This window comes from Mobiluncus curtisii ATCC 43063, from assembly GCF_000196535.1.
Classification (GTDB): Bacteria; Actinomycetota; Actinomycetes; order Actinomycetales; family Actinomycetaceae; genus Mobiluncus; species Mobiluncus curtisii.
In genome coordinates, this window is sequence record NC_014246.1 from 1,757,581 (window position 1) to 1,774,192 (window position 16,612).

The window sequence follows — 16,612 nt, forward strand, 5'->3', positions numbered from 1 at the left end:
AACGTCACAGAGAGCGGATTACGGTGACGACCTTGCCCAAAATGGTGGCTGTGTCGCCGGGGATGGGCGCATAGTTTTCATTGTGGGGCAGCAGCCAAACGTGACCGTCGGCGCGGGAAAATTCTTTTACGGTAGCCTCGCCGTCAAGCATCGCTGCTACGATTTCACCATTGCGAGCTTCGTTCTGGTGGCGTACCACGACCCAATCGCCGTCTAAAATTCCGCCCTCTTGCATGGAATCGCCCTTTACCGTGAGCATGAACAATTCGCCCGAACCGGTGAAGCGTCGGGGCAGGGCAAAAGTATCTTCAACCATTTCCTCTGCTGTGATGGGGGCACCTGCTGCAATTTGTCCTACCAGGGGAACCGGGGTTGCCACGGCAGTGTCCGCGATACCCACCGGAATGGTGGTAATGGTGGCAGATTGGGATGCCCCGGATACCGGGTCTGGTGAGGGTGCCTCGAAGCCCTCGGGAAGTTTCACAAATTCCAAAGCGCGTGGGGTGTTGGGAGCTCGGCGCAGGTAGCCCTTTTGGGTCAGCACATCCAGGTGGTGCTTGACGGAGGATGGGGAGGACAGACCCATGGCCTCGGCGAGTTCTCGCACCGAAGGGGGATAGGCGAGCTTTTGACTGAGCCGGTACAAGGTGGTTAATACTTCCTGCTGTCGTTTGGTCAGGTCGCTCACTGCTGCTCCTTTTATCTGGATAATTTGCGCGCAATAGCTGCAATAGGCATCTGACGTAACTCGCAGATTTTCGTCTCTGGGGTCTATGTCAGACTGGCAATCGTCCGGCTGGTTTTGCGTTCAAAATCAATAGTCGCACAAATGTTCGATTTTGACTCGACAACGCGCCGGCGATGGTTTATATTATACGTACAGATGTTCGAACGAACAAATGTTCGAATGAATGGAGGGACTACCATGACAGCGGTTTTAGCGCCGAGTTTCTCGGATTTTGAGCTTTGTGAGCTAGCTCCAAATCATCCGGCGGTGCGTGCTTCGAGAGGGCGGCAATCTCGTCCGGCTTACTTACATCTGGTTTCAAAAGCGCGGGAGTCCTCTGTTGCATCTGCACAGTCGGTTTTGTCGTGGGATGCCGCGGCTTTACGCGTGGCACTGTTTATCTTGGCTGCTCTCGTGATGGTGTTCCTGGGGATGGTGCTGGGGCTAGGGCTCAGCCCGGATTTCGTCCCCACGGATTTCACGCTACACACGGTGGTGCCGGGAGACACGATGTGGGACATTGCCGCTGCTAACGCTACCGGTGTCCCCGCTGACGAGGTCTTGGCGGATATGATGGACGCAAATGCCTTGGATGCGAGTTCTGTGTTGAACGCCGGGCAAACGCTGCTGGTTCCGGTTTACTGAAATGGATGTGTCCAGCCCTATTCTCCAGCTTGCGAAAACTTCGGTTTGCACTTACGGTGAAACCTATAGTCTTGCAGCGGTTAAGGAGGGCGACGTGCACTGTCCGTTTTGTCATCACGAGGATTCCCGAGTGATTGATTCTCGTACTGCCGATGATGGTGCCTCCATCCGGCGGCGTCGCGAATGTCCCAGTTGCGGTCGGCGTTTCACCACTTTGGAAACCACAATGTTGCTGATTAAAAAACGCTCCGGAGCGACGGAACCGTTCCGGCGCAGTAAAGTCATTGCCGGTCTAGCTAAAGCTACCCAAGGTCGTCCAGTTAGCGAGGATCAGCTTGCTCTCATGGCGCAAGGCGTGGAGGAAACCCTGCGCGCCTCCGGAAAGGCCATTATCAATTCCGAAGAAGTCGGCAAAGCTATCTTGGAACCGCTTAAGGAACTGGATGAAGTGGCCTATCTGCGTTTCGCCTCGGTCTATTCTGAATTCAATTCCCTGGAGGATTTTGAGGACGCCATTGCTTCGTTAAAGAATCATTCGCACAGCTAGACGGGAGCTGATCCGGATTCCTCAGGAAGCCGTCACGCCACTTTCCTCCGCGGATATAACCCCTACATGCGGAAGCCTTCAGAGAGGCGTTCCATAACGGTCTGACGCACTTTGCGACGCTGAATCTTGCCCAGTTGGTTATGTGCCAACTGCTCGGGGAAGGAAACTGAACGCGGAATTGCGTAACGGGGGAGTGAATCGGCAACCCAATCTCGAATCTTGTCTAAAGTCAGGGTCGCTCCGGGATTGAGCACCACTGCCGCATGGACCTGTTCACCTCGGGCAGCGTCAGCTTGATCGGGAATGCCGACCACGGCGACCTCTGCGACCTGGGGCATTGAAGCAATTGCTGCCTCCACGACCGAGGGGTAGACATTGAAACCAGAAATGATGATGAGCTCTTTGCGACGGTCACTCATCCGTAAGAATCCCTCGTGTTCTTCAACCAAGTCGCCGGTGCGCAACCAACGATCCGGGGTGAACAGTAAATCGGTTTCCACTTGGTCACGCCAATAACCGGGAGAGCACCCCGGTCCTTTGACGATAAGTTCCCCGACTTCGCCAGGTTCAACATCAACGAGGGTGTCGGGATCGACGACTCGCACTTGAATGGAAGGAAACACGATACCCATATAACCGAGCTTGCGTTCGGGGCTCATCGGGGAACCCAATACCGTCGGAGAAGTTTCCGTCATCCCGTAGCCCTCGATGATGTAGCCGGAAGTAGCTTTTTCCCAGCGTTTTGCAACCTCCTGGGTCAGTGGCATGGCTCCGGAAATGGCGTATCGGAAAGTTGAAAGGTCAATCTTCGGGTTGTTCTCGGCTGCTTTCGCGAGCCGGTCAAAAATCGGAGGCACTCCCACAATGAATGTGCCCGGACGTCGGCGTTGAGCGGCTAGGGCTGCTCTGGTGCTGAATTTCGGGAAAATCACCGCGGTGGCTCCCAAACCAATCGCACCGTTCAGAGACAGGGTCAGACCGAAAGCGTGGAAAAACGGCAGAACACAGAACCAGGTTTCCTTGCCGGGACGCAGCTTGGTCACCCAAGTTGTATTGGCAAATAAGTTCGACACCAAGTTGCGGTTGGTCAAAATAACCGCTTTCGGCTTGCCGGTGGTTCCGCCCGTGTGCAGCATCACGGCGGGAACGTCAGGATCGACTCGCACGATGCGGTTATGCGGTTTTTGCTTTTCCAGCAGGGTATCGTAATCGGGTAAATCCTTGGCTTGCGGGTCGCAAAGCTGATTATGAAACTCCTTGGCCTTCTTAATCGGCAGGTGCAGGGCAAAACGCAACCGGCGCGGCAGGGCGGCAGAGACATCGAGAGAAATAATTTCGGTGTCCATGCCACGTACCATTTCGGCGACGCTTAAAGCAGTCTTTTGCCATACAAAAACCAGTTTCGATTCGGCATTTTCGATTTGCCACTTCAACTCCATGGGGGCAGCCAACGGGTTGTGCAACACACACACCGCTCCCAGCTGCAGGCAGGAATAGAGCAGATAGACGAACTGGGGACAATTCGGAGCCACAACCGAAACTCGATCCCCGCGCTTGACCCCGTGCTGAAGTAGCAGCGCCGAAGTGCGCTGCACATTTTCGCCCAGTTCCCGATAAGTCGTGGTGGCGCCGAAAAAATCCAAAGCGACACGGCGGGGATATTTATTGGACTGAGTTCGCAAGACATCAATCATCAACTGATCAGTGACGGGGATTTGCGCCGGAACGTCCGGATTGTAGAGCAGACGCATCCGTTTGGTCAGCTCAGAATCATCCTCGGGCGGAGTATGCACGTACCTAGGTAGGTGAATGCCCGCGGCGGGAGCCAGTTCCAACAAATCCACTGTTTCAGTCATACTTCCACCCTAACGCAAACACGCCGGTCAAATCCCTTTCACCCGGAATTTGCACGGAAACACTAATCAGTCTACGGGACATGCCAAGCCTCCGACCCGACCTTTTGAGCCCCGTAGAGGAGTTAGTTAATCGCGGTCTCTTCGTCTCGAACGAAGTGCGCCATCGGAATGCAGCGCACGGAGAGCGTGGAATCAAACTTGGCAATCTCATCGAGCGCTGCCTTGGGCATTTCGGAGGAAATATCACCGATGACGTAGCCGACTTCGCCGTTAGTGCCCAAGACCTGACCTTCGATGTTCACTCCGGCATCAGAGAACAACTGGTTGATTTTCGCCATTACGCCAGGGACGTTCTTGTGAATCAAAGTGATGCGGTACTTGGTATTATCCGTCGGCTCAAGGCTCAAATTCGGCATGTTTACACTCATCACGGTTTCACCGGACTGTAGGTAAGTGCAAATCTTGCCAGCCACAAACCAGCCAATGTCCTCTTGAGCTTCCAAGGTGGACCCGCCAATGTGCGGAGTAAGGATGGTGTTTTCCTTACCCATAATCGGGGAGTGGAACTCCTCACCATTTTTGCGCGGTTCATCAGGGAACACGTCGATGGCGCAGCCCCCAATTTGACCGGAATCCAGAGCCTCTGCCAAATCATCGAGATTGACGACGAAACCACGGGACAGATTCAACAGCTTCGCCCCCGGCTTCATCTGGTTCATCTGTACTTTGGTAAACATATTTTCATTAGAAGCGCGCCCATCCACATGCAAGGACACAAAATCAGCGCCTTGCAGGGCTTCCTCAAGGGAGTTGCACTGTTTCGCGTTGCCGATGGGCAGCTTCTTTGCCAAGTCATAGAACTGGACTTTCATCCCCATAGCTTCTGCCAAGATGGACAGCTGGGTACCGGTCGAAGAATAGCCGATAATCCCCAAGGTCTTGCCACGCACCTCATGAGAGCCCTTGGCGGTCTTTTGCCAATCAGCATTTTGCAGGTGAGCGTTGCGTACTGGCAGTTGACGTGCCAGCGCAATAATCTCAGCGATGGCTAGCTCCGCTACGGAACGCGTGTTGGAATAAGGGGCGTTGAACACTGCCACCCCGTGTTTCGCTGCTTCTTTCAAGTCGATTTGGTTGGTACCAATCGTGAAAGTCCCAGCGCAGACCAAGTCCGGGCATTCATCAAAAACTCGTTTGCTCAGGTTCGTCTTGGAGCGAATCCCAACCATCTGATAGCCCTGGAGAGCCTTAATCAGGTCGTTTTCATCCAGAGAACCATCTATCCGGTCGACTTGGACATTTGCGTCGCTAAATACTTTGTTCGCGACTTCGTGGGGGTTTTCAAGCAGCAGTATCTTCGTCATATCACCACTTTAGACCAAAAGAGCGCAGTGCTGAAATCCCACGTCAGGGCGCATCTCAAGGGGTGGCTTTACGGCGCGGTGGGGCAAAGTTCCATTCCGGCGGGTAAAACGCTGGCTAAAACATGCATCCGTTTCGTGCAGCGCGTCATCGCCACATACAAATCTCCGGCGGACTGGTCAGCGATAACGGCTGGTTCCACCAGGATGACGGTGTCAAACTCCAGACCTTTTGCCGCTCGCGGATCCAGGCAACACACCTGGTCAGCTACCACATCCGCGGTTTCCAAGCCCAAAGTCGCAGCCAGGTACGAATGCGCCGCAGCGGGGACAATAATCGCCAGCTTACCGGCATCCGAACCGACTTCTGCCTCTAAACGTGCCGTTTCCGACTGAAGGGTTTCGCGGAGCGTAGGCACCAGGTTCCCCGGTCCAGAGACTGGTTCGTGCAGATTCGCATGTGGCTCACCCTGGAGACGTGTAAACACCAGGGAGTCCGCTACGTCCCGCGCTGATTGCAACGGCACTACCGTGTGCTTGGTGGCCGCCAGCACCTTTTGCGCCAAATCCATCACGGCACGAGGGGTACGGTAGTTGATGGTGAGCTGCTCCATCACCGGCGCAGCGCGCCGGGCAGGTCCCAGCAGGGTTTCCCAAGACAGTGGAGTCGATGAGCGCTGCGACGTTTGGTTCACGTCACCAACCACGGTGAACGACCGGGAGGGGCACCGGCGCAGCAACAGGTGCCAGTCCATCGGGGAAAGCTCCTGTGCCTCGTCCACAACCACGTGACCGTAAGCCCAGGAGCGGTCCGCGCGGGCGCGTTGAGCCAGGGGAGAGAGACTCACTTCACCGCGGGATGAACGCGCCAACATCCGTGCGTTGATGAGTCCTCCGCCCAGATCCATTGCCTCGATGGCCTCTGCCGCGCGTTCAATTTCGCGCTGTTCGCGATTGCGACGCTGCGTCGCCGAATCTGTCATTCCGGGTAGGGGCCCCAGCAACTCTGCCAGCTCATCCAAAATGGGCACATCAGCATCGGTAAAGGGACTGGTCTTGGGACGTTGCAAGGCGACGATTTCCTCCGCGGTGAAAATTCCCGAAGCGATACGCTGCAAATAATCCGGGTAAGCATAGAGACGCGCCAACAGGTCAGGGGCAGACGCGGGGAGATAGCAGCGGTTGACGGCTCGGCGAACTTCCGCAGAAGCTCGGATTTCCTCGGTCATCCACTCCATGTCTTCTTTGGTGGGGGTCTGACCGGCATAGAGCTTGGTCAACTCGCGAACCAGGAATTTGGCATACGCCGCCCAGTGTTGATTGTGTGTGGAGCCACCGTGTGATCCGGCTTCCATCGCGTCACGAATCAAAGCGGCGCTCAGATTTAGTTGGACGTGATCCAGTTGCAGCATTTGATCTTCGCGGGGCGGACGTTTCAAATCTGCCACGGCCGCGGCGGCGACTTTAATCCAGCGGGTGTCGCCTTTCAGAGCGCGCAACTCCGGACGCTCTGCCACGGTGTGTACACCGGGGAAACATTCTCCAATAGTCAGGCTAACCACTCCGGTCTCGCCCAGGGCAGGAAGTACTCGCTCGATGTAGCGCAAAAACGTGTGATTGGGACCAACGACCAACACCCCTTGTGAATCCAGCTGATCGCGGTGGGCATAGAGTAGGTAAGCCGCCCGATGCAGTGCCACCGCGGTCTTGCCGGTTCCCGGTCCGCCCTGCACCACTAAAAAAGCATTCAGGTCAGAACGAATCACCCGGTCTTGTTCCGCTTGGATCGTTGAGACAATGTCCGACATCTGACCACTACGGGCACGTGAGAGCGCTGCCATCAAAGCACCTTCACCCTGCAGCGTTGCCGTTTGCACAGCATCAGTGTCAGGGGAGGAAGTCAACAGTTCGTCCTCCACGCCCACCACTTGACGCAAACTGGTGGCGACGTGCCGCCGCTTCCACACTCCCATCGGGGCTACTGCCGTAGCTTGATAGAAAGGCTGGGCGACTTTCGCTCGCCAATCCACCAGCAGTTGACGAGACATGCCTTCGCCAGGCATATCGGCAAGTTTTTCTGGTGATGTCGGCGCCAGGTCCGCGGGAGAGTTCTCAGTCGGGGAAAGCTCCGGGGTAGCGGACTCAGCGTCGGTGGGGTCAAAGTCGCGTAAACCAATCCGACCAATGTGGAAACTGGTCCCGTCGTTTAGGTTTAAACCTCCAAAGACCAGGCGATTTTCCACACTTTCCAGGCGTGTAGCGGCATCACCATAATGGGCTGCTAAAGCATCGCGGTCAGCCCTGGCAGAGGGATTAGAACTCATCTCTGCGGCGACCTCGTCTTGTCGCCGGCGGTAATAGACCCGCATTTCATCGAGAGTTTTATAGGCGCGGTCAACGAAAGTCTGTTCCTTGGCAATCTCGGATTGCTGGGACGACGGCACCGTTGCGTCAGCCAATTTTTCTCTCCTCAAGGCATCAAAAGGGTACTCAATTATGCCCTAAAAGGCTTACGGGGAGCGAATTGGGGGCAAGTCTTGATAACATTTAGGGGTTGAACTTTTCGAGGGAAAAATGGACGCAGACAAATTTGATTCTTTATTAGCGCCCGGCGCGGACTTCAGTGGTCATGCCGATGTCATGCTGCATCACCTCAACGGGGCGATGGATGCCGGACATTCTGGGCGGGGTATGTTGGAACACCTGGTGGAAGCCCTGCCGCATCAGACTATTGCGACCTTCAATTCCGATAAATTGGTAGATTTTCGTTCCCATCGTCCCTGGTTGAGCTTTTCGGACTGGAAGTTTACCGAAGTGGAAATGCCCGAAATTCGTCTCGATTTACTCAGCGATGACAATGATCGAAATTTCTTGGTGCTCCACGGTCCCGAGCCGGATGCCCAATGGAATCTGTTTTTGGAGACTATCCAGGAGATTGTGCGGCGTTTAGGTGTGCGTCAGACCGTCGGTGTGACGGGAATGCCCGCGGGAGTACCCCATACTCGTCCCACTCCGGTGCACCTGCACGGGGCTCGTTCCGAGAGCCTGCCCAAGCAACCCAAAATGGTCGGTGAGATGATTTTGCCGGCAGGGATGGACCAACTCATCGAGTTCACCTTGGGACAAACCGGTCTGGATGCGGTCGGAATCATTGCGGCGGTACCGTATTATTTGGCAGAAGGGGACTACCCGCCGGCGGCTGCGGCGCTGATGTCCGCGGTGGCAGCAAAGACCGGATTGGCACTGCCCGTAGGAGACATCGAAGCGGCTTCTGCCCTCACCTTGGGACAAATCAACCAGATGGTTGAACAGTCCGAGGAAGCTGGACACATCGTCGAGATTCTAGAACAGCATTTTGACGAAGCCGAACCGATGGCGATTATTGAAACTCCAGAGGAACCGCTGCCTACCGCTGAAGAACTCGGGGCTCGTCTTGAAGAATTTTTGAAACGCGCCGATCGGTTGAATCGCGGGGCGAAACTCTCAAACCTTAATGAAGAGTCCCTCCCGGTCGCCGATGCTTCTGGGATTTCTTCCCTGCGCGACACGCCTTATGAGAAACGCAACATTGAACGGCTCCGTCCTCGTCGGGGGCGTCACCGTCGCGATACCCCGGAGGATTAACCCAGACCGGTCTCCTGAAATACCGGATGGTTAGCGAGTCCAACCACCCAGTGGCTGATCCCCGGAGGGGGCATTGTAGACCGGGAACATAATGTCGGGATTGATAAAACCGAGCCATGCTACAGTCAGCCCGGTCAATATAGCTATGCCGAGCCAGCCGATGCCGGGTCCAATCAGATTTGCGCGATTTCCCGGATCTGTGCCCACTCCCACCAGGTTTACCCGCGAGGGGTTCATCGGGTAATACCAAGCCTGAGGTCCCTGGGCGGCGACTTCATCGAGACTGTTTGTTTCGTCGCCGAGTTCCGCCCGATTAGCTTCCTCAATGCGGGCTCGTGCGGTGGCGCGTTCAAAGGCTTCGCGTTGCGCCAACAGTTCCGCCTCTCGCTTTAGTCGGGCTTTTTCCGCGGCGGCACGAGCTTTTGGAGGACGTGGGTCAAATCGCGGATCATTTTCCGGTAAAGCGGTGATTTTCACCATGGTAGGTCCGTCGGGAGTGTGCAGTTCAGAAACTGCCGTATGGGGTTGGGGACGTTCCGGGGGAATTGCCGGGGCGACCCGCCACACTCCTTCCGCTTCTTCCTTTAGCTGGGTTCGCACCAGTTTTTGCAGCAAAAGGCTGGTGCGTCGCTGGAAGCCGGGAATCCGCACCTTGCCGTATTGTGCCGGCATTCCTAGCGGTGCCCACAGCAGGGACACTTCAAAGCCGCCGGGGCGCCCGGCGCGACCGTTGAGGCGTCGAATGCCGCTGATCGAAGCCGGCACGGTGGCGGGGCTGGACGTCACGCGAACCCACACCGCGACAGCTTGTCCAAAGCGCAGGAGACCATAGAGAGTGACGAATGCAAAGAACAGTATCGTGGGCGGGAACAGGAGCACGAAATAGGGGTCTGAGTTCGTGATGAGTTCCATGTTGAACAGGCAGATGCCAGTCATGATGAACTGTGCAATCAACAGCAGTACCGCGTTGATGATGGTTTCCGTGTTCCAGGAGTGAGAGTTTTCAAAACGGATGTCGCGTGGATCGACAACCGAGACCCATGCGGGCAGCGGAAGGTGATAGCGAGCGCAGGTCCGAGCTCGACCGACATGGAGGTCTTCGGGGTTTAAAGTTACGTAATAATATGAGTTAGCTTCACCGGGGTCTTGAAATGGCAAAAGGACCGTGACCTCGTAAGGCAGGGAACGCATGGTATCGTCCTCGGTGAGGGGCTCGACTTCTTTGATATACGCCTGGATACGGTAGCGTTCTACGCTGCTCTGAGGACGTGCTCGATAGATGAGGATTGCCGCTAAGATTAGTGCCACAACCCACCACAGACCAATAATTAACGCTTGCATAACACAATTAAACCAGTAAAAAGGGCTGTTTATCGAGTTTCGGTCGATTCGTTTCCAGGTCATGTGGCGCGATTAGGATAAAAACAGGTAAACTGGTTTGTAGTAACATGTTGGTTTTGGTTTTGGGATGTTTTCCTCGACCGCGCATTGAAAGGGCATGGTCATGGCATTGTCGGACTATGAAAAGCAAGTCCTGGCGCAGATGGAGGCTCAACTCCACAATGAGGATCCCAGAATGGCTGACAGGATGCGTCAGACTTCCACGAAGGTCGGCGAGTCTGCGGTGAGTCGCCCGCGGCGGGTTGCTTTCGGGGTCGTTTTGGTGCTGATTGGGGCGACGGTCCTGATTGGAGGGCTCATTGCCACGCCCTATCTGAATGGTCTGGATTTCTTAGGTACTCTCGTGGGAGTGCTGGGGTTCGTGGTTATCGTCCTGGGGTTTTTGAAAATTTTTGGGGTCGGGTCAAAGTCTTCCGCTTCGAAGCCTGCCCCTCGCAGCCAACCTGCCGGCGCGCCAGCTTCCCGCGGTTCCTTTATGGATCGCCAAAATGAACGCTGGGAGCGTCGCCAACAGGGTGAATAGTCTGTTATCTCGCCTTGTGTCGAGTCGCTGACTCGAGGGTTTTGTCCGGTTACCGAGTTTCGGTAGCCGGTTTTTTGTTTCTCAACATCCCTTTTAATCCGTCCTTGAGGGGATAATTGCAAATATTTCCTCCACTCAATAATTCTCTGAATTTTCAACGATTCTTTTGTTAGAAATGCGAAATTTATCGCGTTTTTGCATATTCGTGGATGAAAGTGGAGTAAAGTGGGGTATAACGAAAACCTTATAGGTATCGGGTCAAAATTCAGCGTCACGCTGAGGGTGAAAGGGAAGGTCGTGTTCTTAGGGACCTACGAGCCAAAGCTCGATGACAAGGGTCGCCTGATACTGCCTGCCCGCTTTCGGGAGCAACTCGCAGGCGGAGTCGTTTTGACCAAAGGTCAAGACCACTGCGTTTATGCGTTTGAGACTGGCGAGTTCCAAGCCCTGTACGCGGAACTCCGCCAGGCTCCCCTCACCCACAAGCAGGCGCGTAACTTTTCCCGCGTGTTGCTGTCTGGGGCGAGCGATCAAATCCCGGACAAGCAAGGACGGATTAACATTCCGCCCGCACTGCGTGAATACGCCGGATTAGACCGTGACCTGGCGGTTTTCGGAGCGGGTTCCCGGGTCGAGATTTGGGACCTCAAGACCTGGAACGAATTCTTGGCTGCCGCCGAGGAGGACTTTTCAGAAGTTTCGGAAGAAATCCTTCCGGGGCTGCTGTGAGAAAACTCGCGCATAACTGCATAAACCCGCGTGGGTTTGGTGTCCTACCGATTCTGAATGCTCTTCCCCGCAGGCAGACACGGTGGGAAACCTGGCTAACGCGGGAGACGCTAGAAACACGGGGGCATACCCTGAGGAGAAAGAAGAAACGTGAAATCAGTTGCCGAAATCCACCAGCCGGTGCTGGCTGCGGTGTGCGCTGATTTACTGGCACCCGCTTTGACCCCCACCTCAGAAGCTGTCACCCCACTTTCCTCCACCGCCGACTTTCACAATGTTCAAGGTCCTGTCTTGGTCGATGCCACTCTCGGTATGGGGGGACACAGCGCATACCTATTGGAGAGCCATCCGCAGTTGCGAATCATCGGTATCGACCGTGACCCGCAGGCTCGGGATTTGGCGGCAACTCGACTCAGTGATTTCGCCAATCGCCTCAGCATCGTCGGTACGACATACGGGGAACTGGACGACGTGTTGGCGCAACACGGTCTGAGCCAAGTCGACGGGATTTTAGCTGACCTAGGAGTTTCGTCACTGCAGCTGGACGAGGCGGAACGCGGTTTTGCCTATGCGCATCCGGAAGCTCCTCTGGACATGCGAATGAATCAGAGCTCCGGTTTCACCGCCGCCGATTTCTTGAACTTGGCAGAGGTAGAAGAAATTGCCGCGGTGCTGCACACCTACGGTGAAGAAAAATTTTCTTGGCCCCTCGCGAAAGCTATCGTGAAAGCCCGACAGAATCAGCCTTTGCAAGTTTCCGGACAACTGGTACAAATCATCCGCGACACGATTCCCGCCCCGGCGCGGCGTACCGGAGGGAACCCTGCCAAACGCACGTTCCAAGCCCTGCGGGTGGCGGTTAACGACGAACTCGGCGATTTGGAACGTTTCCTGACAAAGGCGCTGGCAAGCGTGCGAGTCGGTGGACGCATCGTGGTTGAAAGCTATCAGTCCCTGGAGGACCGCCTGGTCAAGAGGGCTTTCGCGGCAGGGATTCACCCCGCGGCGCCCAAGGGGTTACCCGTGCTGCCTGAACAGGCGCAGCCTTGGCTGCGCGACCTCACACATGGCTCTCGTCTAGCTGATGAGTCTGAGGTCGCTCAGAATCCACGCGCCGCCTCGTTGCGATTGCGCGCCGTGGAAAAGACGCGGGAACCCCACCCGGAAACTCGCGCGGGGAACCTTGTGAGAACCAAACCAAAACCGGCAGAAAAACGGTTTCCCACCCTGATGAAATTACGTGCTCAAAACCCCGTCCGCCCCCTAGATGAAGGAGACCCTCGTGACTAACGTAGCCACTTCCAACCTGGCTTTGCGCAAACCCGGCAATGTTGCTGGGACGCCGCTCCCGGCTCGGAGTGCCTCCCGACCGCAGCTGCAACTGGTTCCGAATTTTCAGAAGCGTCGTATCACGTGGCCGATGTGGCTGACGGTGGCAGCGATGCTCGTCGTTGCTCTGGTCGTACCCGTCGTCATCAATACTCAGTTGGCGATGACTTCCTACGACATGTACGCCATGCAAAACGAGTTGAACTTGTTGCTCGACCAGCAAGCTGACTTGGTGACCCAGGCTCGTGAAGCCCAATCGCCGCAATATCTGGCAGAAAAAGCCCGCGAAATCGGATTGGTTCCCGCCGGGGAACAGGGCTATGTGACATTGTCGACTGGCGAAATCATTCCCGGGAAAGCTGCGCACTAGGGGTTGCAGAGGGCGTCTCGCCTGGCGAAACCCCTCGCGTTCACGGCGTGGGAACGTGAAAACAGGGCAGCTCGGGGCGAAACTGGTCTGGTGAGTAGAGTCCGAAAAAACCTGTTGGTGGGGACCATCATCGCGGTGCTGTGCATTTTTGCAGTTCGTTTGGTGGTGGTGCAGTTGGTACAGGGACCGGAACTCGCCGCGGCAGCTCAGGATCAGCGCAGTCGCATTCACGTCATTAAGGCTCAGCGTGGGGACATTCTGGACTCGTCTGGCAGGCAGATGGCAACCTCCGTGAAACGTTACAATATCGGGGTTAATCAGGTTAAAATCAATACCTATTTTCAGCCGAAGACCGCGGGTAAAGATGCCCAGGGTAACCCGAAGGTTATCTATGACCAATTCGACCGACCCGAGGTTGCGGCTTACGGACCGGCAGCGGCAGCAAAGAAACTGGCTCCGATTTTGAAAGCTGAACCCGCCGAGCTGGGCGGAAAACTGACCGCGCAACCCGGTAAAAAGCCTTCAACGTTCGTGTACATTGCCAAAGAAGTGACCCCCGAAGTCTGGCGCAAAGTCGCGAAACTGGGAATCCCAGGCATTGAGCCCGAAGAAATCACGAAACGGATTTATCCCAACGGCAACGTGGCAGGAAACATCATCGGTTTTACCAATATCGACGGGGTGGGCTTAGCAGGGCTGGAATTGAGCCAAAATAGCAAGCTCGCCGGGGTGGATGGCAAAGACTTCACGGAAATCGGTCGGAAGGGACAAACCATCCCGGTTCAAGACAACTATCGCAAGGAAGCCATTGCCGGGCAAACCATTAAGACGACTATCCTGCTGGATTTGCAGAATACCTGTCAGCAGGTAGTCGAAAAATCTCGCTCTCAGTTCGGGGCGCAATCCGTCATGGCAGAAGTCCAAGAGGTCGGTACTGGAAAAATCCTCGCCCTGTGCGAGACGGATACTGTCAACCCCTCAGATCCCACCAAAACCAGTGATAAAAATCGCGGATCCAAAGCCGTCTCTACGGTTTATGAGCCGGGGTCGACCTTGAAAGTTCACACCATGGGGGCGGTCATTGATGCCGGTAAAGTTACTCCTACCAGTACATTTACTGTGCCGGCTGCAATCACCATGTCTAACGGGCAAAGTTTCCGGGACTCGACTCCGCACGGTACCTACGCACTCACCGCGGCGGGGATTATTGCGAAATCATCGAACGTGGGAATCGTCCAGGTTGGTGACCTGGTGACGGACACCGATCGGTATCAAAAACTGAAACAACTCGGTTTTGGCAAGCTCACCGGTGTTGAACTGCCCGGCGAAAGTGCAGGTCTACTGGCAGCGCCCGAAAAATGGGACGGACGCCAACGTTACACCATCATGTTTGGTCAAGGTATAGCCGCAACCATCCTCCAGGTCACCAACGGTATCGCCACGGTGGCGAACGGGGGCGTGGAAGTGCAACCCCATCTCATCGAATCGTGGAAGAAACCTGACGGCAGCGTGGAAAAGAGATCTGTGGATGCGGGGACCAGGGTCTATACCAAGGATACGTCTCGGGAATTGCTGACCATGATGGAAGGTGTTGTCTCTGCAAAGGGTGGCGCTCCTGATGCCCAAATTGAGGGCTACCCGGTGGCAGGAAAGACCGGTACCACCCAGATTATTGAAGCCAATGGCAGGCAAACCGGGACCGTCGGGTCCTTTACCGGGGTGTTTCCCGCAGATAATCCCCGCGTGGTTATCACCGTGGTGGTACACCGCCCTTCTGCCTCAATATATGGTGCAGTGGTGGCGGTACCTGCCTTTAAAGAGATTGCGGGGGCTACGATTAGAGAACTGGGAATCCCACCCACCGACACGAAGCCACAGCTGTATCCGATTGGAGATTAGAGAAATATGACTCTGGAAGTTGCTTTTGACCCCTACGCGCCGGATTTGCATCGCTTGCCCTGGGTCGAAGTTACGGATTTGGCACAAGCCGTGGGCGGCACGGTTCACGGTGACGGCGGGCGTGTGCGCGGTGCGGTGATTGATAATCGAGCGGTGCGCGGCGGTGAACTATTTGTGGCGATGCCTGGGTTCCACGTGCATGGCGCCAAGTTTGCCGCCGACGCAGCTTCGCGTGGAGCCGGGGCAGTGTTGAGTGATCCGGCAGGGATGGCGTTCCTCACGGACCTGGACATCCCCGCTATTATCGTGCCCGATGTGGCTTCCGTGGCCGGTCAAGCCGCAGCTATTGCCTTCAACCGTCCCTGTCAGCAATTGAGCGCGTGGGGCGTGACGGGTACAAACGGAAAAACCACCACCACCTACCTTTTGCGTCACCTACTGCACCGAGTGGGGCACCTATCCTCGCTGGTGGGCACGGTAGAAGCCGCGGTGGGAAAGAAAACCGCTCCCGCTTTCATCACGACACCGCAAGCCCCGCAGCTGCAAGCCTTCGCGGCTACGACGGTGCAGGAAAATGTGCATCACATGGTGGTGGAAGTCTCTTCGCACGCTTTGGCGATGGGGCGGGTGGATCCGCTGCATTTTGCTTGCGTCGGATTTACGAACCTGTCCCAGGATCACTTGGATTACCACGGCACGATGGAACAATACTTCCAGACCAAGGCTTCGCTGTTCTCCCAGCAGCGCAGTGATCGCCAAGTCATCATCGTTGACGGCGTGTGGGGTCAGCGCCTGGCAGAGCAGCTGGAACGTAGCGGGCAACATGATTTCGTGACCCTGTCTCTGACGGGTCGACCGGCTGATTGGCAAGGGAAAATTATCGAACTGGACGGTGGCTTTACTGAACTGCGACTGCGGGCTTTCGATGGCAAAGAAGCCTCCGTGCAGGTACGGATGCCCGGCACGTTTAACGCAATCAATGCCGCCCTTGCCATCGTCATGGTGGTGACAGGATTGTCTCCCAGCCCGCGTCAGTTAGACGGCGACATTTTGCGCCACCTTACCGTGAATCCCATCCGACTGGACGTGCCGGGACGGATGGAACTGCTGTGTGAAGAGCCACGGGTGATTGTGGACTTTGCACACAACCCGGATTCCACCAAGGTTTTGCTAGACACCATGCGGATTTCGACCAAAGGTCGGTTGCTGTTGGTGATGGGCGCTGACGGACAGCGTGATCCGGGGAAACGTCCGATTCTGGGTCAGATTGCTGCCGAGCTGGCGGATTTCACCTACGTTACCGACGGGGATATTCACGAGGAAGAACCCAGCGGGATTCGCCGAGACGTGATGGCTGGAATGAAGGGTTACGAGGAAAAATTTGTGGAGGTCGCCCCGCGGGAGGTGGCAATAGAGCGAGCCATTTTAGACGCGCGTCCCGAAGATACGGTCGTGATTACGGGGCGGGGACACGAGTCCATCATGTTCACGCCGGAAGGTCAATATGACCTCGACGATCGGGTGGTCGCCCGCGAGGCTCTGTCCAAGCGGAACTGACCCCCTTTTCTGACCGGGGATGGCGTGGGATAAGATTAAAGCTG

The 16,612-nt window shown here is 55.9% G+C and carries 14 protein-coding genes; 9 read left to right on the top strand and 5 right to left on the bottom strand.

Annotated elements, in window-relative coordinates; translation table 11 throughout:
- Window positions 1-4: 4 nt before the first annotated feature.
- Window positions 5-688, bottom strand: a complete 684-nt coding sequence (lexA, locus tag HMPREF0573_RS07640; protein ID WP_004006934.1) for a transcriptional repressor LexA — start codon at window positions 686-688, stop codon at window positions 5-7.
- A 219-nt stretch (window positions 689-907) separates the two neighbouring features.
- Between lexA and HMPREF0573_RS09975 the strand changes: the two genes are divergently transcribed.
- Together HMPREF0573_RS09975 and nrdR are read left to right on the top strand one after the other, a co-directional pair.
- Complete coding sequence (locus HMPREF0573_RS09975) at window positions 908-1,372, top strand: LysM peptidoglycan-binding domain-containing protein (RefSeq protein WP_244855343.1); 465 nt, start codon at window positions 908-910, stop codon at window positions 1,370-1,372.
- A 130-nt stretch (window positions 1,373-1,502) separates the two neighbouring features.
- A complete protein-coding gene (gene nrdR / locus HMPREF0573_RS07650) occupies window positions 1,503-1,919 on the top strand; it encodes a transcriptional regulator NrdR (protein WP_004006932.1) in 417 nt (138 codons plus the stop codon).
- Window positions 1,920-1,981: 62 nt separating this feature from the next.
- Here the strand turns inward: nrdR and HMPREF0573_RS07655 are convergent, their stop codons facing one another.
- From HMPREF0573_RS07655 to HMPREF0573_RS07665, 3 genes are all read right to left on the bottom strand, one after another.
- Complete coding sequence (locus HMPREF0573_RS07655; protein WP_013189476.1) at window positions 1,982-3,775, bottom strand: AMP-binding protein; 1,794 nt, start codon at window positions 3,773-3,775, stop codon at window positions 1,982-1,984.
- Between the two features lie 122 nt (window positions 3,776-3,897).
- Window positions 3,898-5,139, bottom strand: coding sequence for a phosphoglycerate dehydrogenase (serA, locus tag HMPREF0573_RS07660; protein ID WP_004006930.1), 1,242 nt, complete (start codon window positions 5,137-5,139; stop codon window positions 3,898-3,900).
- A gap of 68 nt (window positions 5,140-5,207) precedes the next feature.
- The gene (locus HMPREF0573_RS07665; RefSeq protein ID WP_013189477.1) at window positions 5,208-7,610 is read right to left on the bottom strand and encodes a HelD family protein; all 2,403 of its coding nucleotides are present in this window, start codon (window positions 7,608-7,610) and stop codon (window positions 5,208-5,210) included.
- 100 nt (window positions 7,611-7,710) lie between these two features.
- On the opposite strand from HMPREF0573_RS07665, the gene HMPREF0573_RS07670 reads away from it, so the two are divergent.
- Window positions 7,711-8,760, top strand: a complete 1,050-nt coding sequence (locus HMPREF0573_RS07670; protein WP_013189478.1) for a PAC2 family protein — start codon at window positions 7,711-7,713, stop codon at window positions 8,758-8,760.
- Between the two features lie 30 nt (window positions 8,761-8,790).
- On the opposite strand, the gene HMPREF0573_RS07675 is transcribed toward HMPREF0573_RS07670, so the two are convergent.
- Complete coding sequence (locus tag HMPREF0573_RS07675) at window positions 8,791-10,101, bottom strand: hypothetical protein (RefSeq protein ID WP_013189479.1); 1,311 nt, start codon at window positions 10,099-10,101, stop codon at window positions 8,791-8,793.
- 163 nt (window positions 10,102-10,264) lie between these two features.
- Between HMPREF0573_RS07675 and HMPREF0573_RS07680 the strand changes: the two genes are divergently transcribed.
- The 6 genes from HMPREF0573_RS07680 (at window position 10,265) to HMPREF0573_RS07705 (ending at window position 16,568) form a co-directional block, all read left to right on the top strand.
- On the top strand, window positions 10,265-10,684 hold the full coding sequence (locus HMPREF0573_RS07680) for a DUF3040 domain-containing protein (RefSeq protein ID WP_236589617.1): 420 nt from the start codon (window positions 10,265-10,267) through the stop codon (window positions 10,682-10,684).
- 297 nt (window positions 10,685-10,981) lie between these two features.
- On the top strand, window positions 10,982-11,413 hold the full coding sequence (mraZ, locus tag HMPREF0573_RS07685; protein WP_036324503.1) for a division/cell wall cluster transcriptional repressor MraZ: 432 nt from the start codon (window positions 10,982-10,984) through the stop codon (window positions 11,411-11,413).
- 150 nt (window positions 11,414-11,563) lie between these two features.
- Entirely contained in the window at window positions 11,564-12,703 is a 1,140-nt protein-coding gene (rsmH, locus tag HMPREF0573_RS07690) for a 16S rRNA (cytosine(1402)-N(4))-methyltransferase RsmH (RefSeq protein WP_004006924.1), read from the top strand.
- The gene (ftsL, locus tag HMPREF0573_RS07695; protein ID WP_236585871.1) at window positions 12,696-13,112 is read left to right on the top strand and encodes a cell division protein FtsL; all 417 of its coding nucleotides are present in this window, start codon (window positions 12,696-12,698) and stop codon (window positions 13,110-13,112) included. Before rsmH ends, ftsL begins: the two co-directional genes overlap by 8 nt.
- A gap of 3 nt (window positions 13,113-13,115) precedes the next feature.
- Window positions 13,116-15,011 (top strand): peptidoglycan D,D-transpeptidase FtsI family protein, encoded by a 1,896-nt coding sequence (locus HMPREF0573_RS07700; RefSeq protein ID WP_013189481.1) that lies wholly within the window; start codon window positions 13,116-13,118, stop codon window positions 15,009-15,011.
- Window positions 15,012-15,017: 6 nt separating this feature from the next.
- Window positions 15,018-16,568 carry a Mur ligase family protein gene (locus tag HMPREF0573_RS07705; RefSeq protein ID WP_004010738.1) on the top strand — a complete coding sequence of 517 codons (1,551 nt, stop codon included), beginning with the start codon at window positions 15,018-15,020 and terminating at the stop codon, window positions 16,566-16,568.
- The last annotated feature ends 44 nt before the right edge of the window (window positions 16,569-16,612 follow it).

Bases quoted from the DNA above. Each gene is read 5' to 3' on its own strand.
- HMPREF0573_RS07670 (WP_013189478.1), top strand. From the start codon at position 7,711: ATGGACGCAGACAAATTTGATTCTTTATTAGCGCCCGGCGCGGACTTC.
- serA (WP_004006930.1), bottom strand. From the start codon at position 5,139: ATGACGAAGATACTGCTGCTTGAAAACCCCCACGAAGTCGCGAACAAA.
- HMPREF0573_RS09975 (WP_244855343.1), top strand. From the start codon at position 908: ATGAATGGAGGGACTACCATGACAGCGGTTTTAGCGCCGAGTTTCTCG.
- HMPREF0573_RS07675 (WP_013189479.1), bottom strand. From the start codon at position 10,101: ATGCAAGCGTTAATTATTGGTCTGTGGTGGGTTGTGGCACTAATCTTA.
- HMPREF0573_RS07705 (WP_004010738.1), top strand. From the start codon at position 15,018: ATGACTCTGGAAGTTGCTTTTGACCCCTACGCGCCGGATTTGCATCGC.
- HMPREF0573_RS07655 (WP_013189476.1), bottom strand. From the start codon at position 3,775: ATGACTGAAACAGTGGATTTGTTGGAACTGGCTCCCGCCGCGGGCATT.
- HMPREF0573_RS07680 (WP_236589617.1), top strand. From the start codon at position 10,265: ATGGCATTGTCGGACTATGAAAAGCAAGTCCTGGCGCAGATGGAGGCT.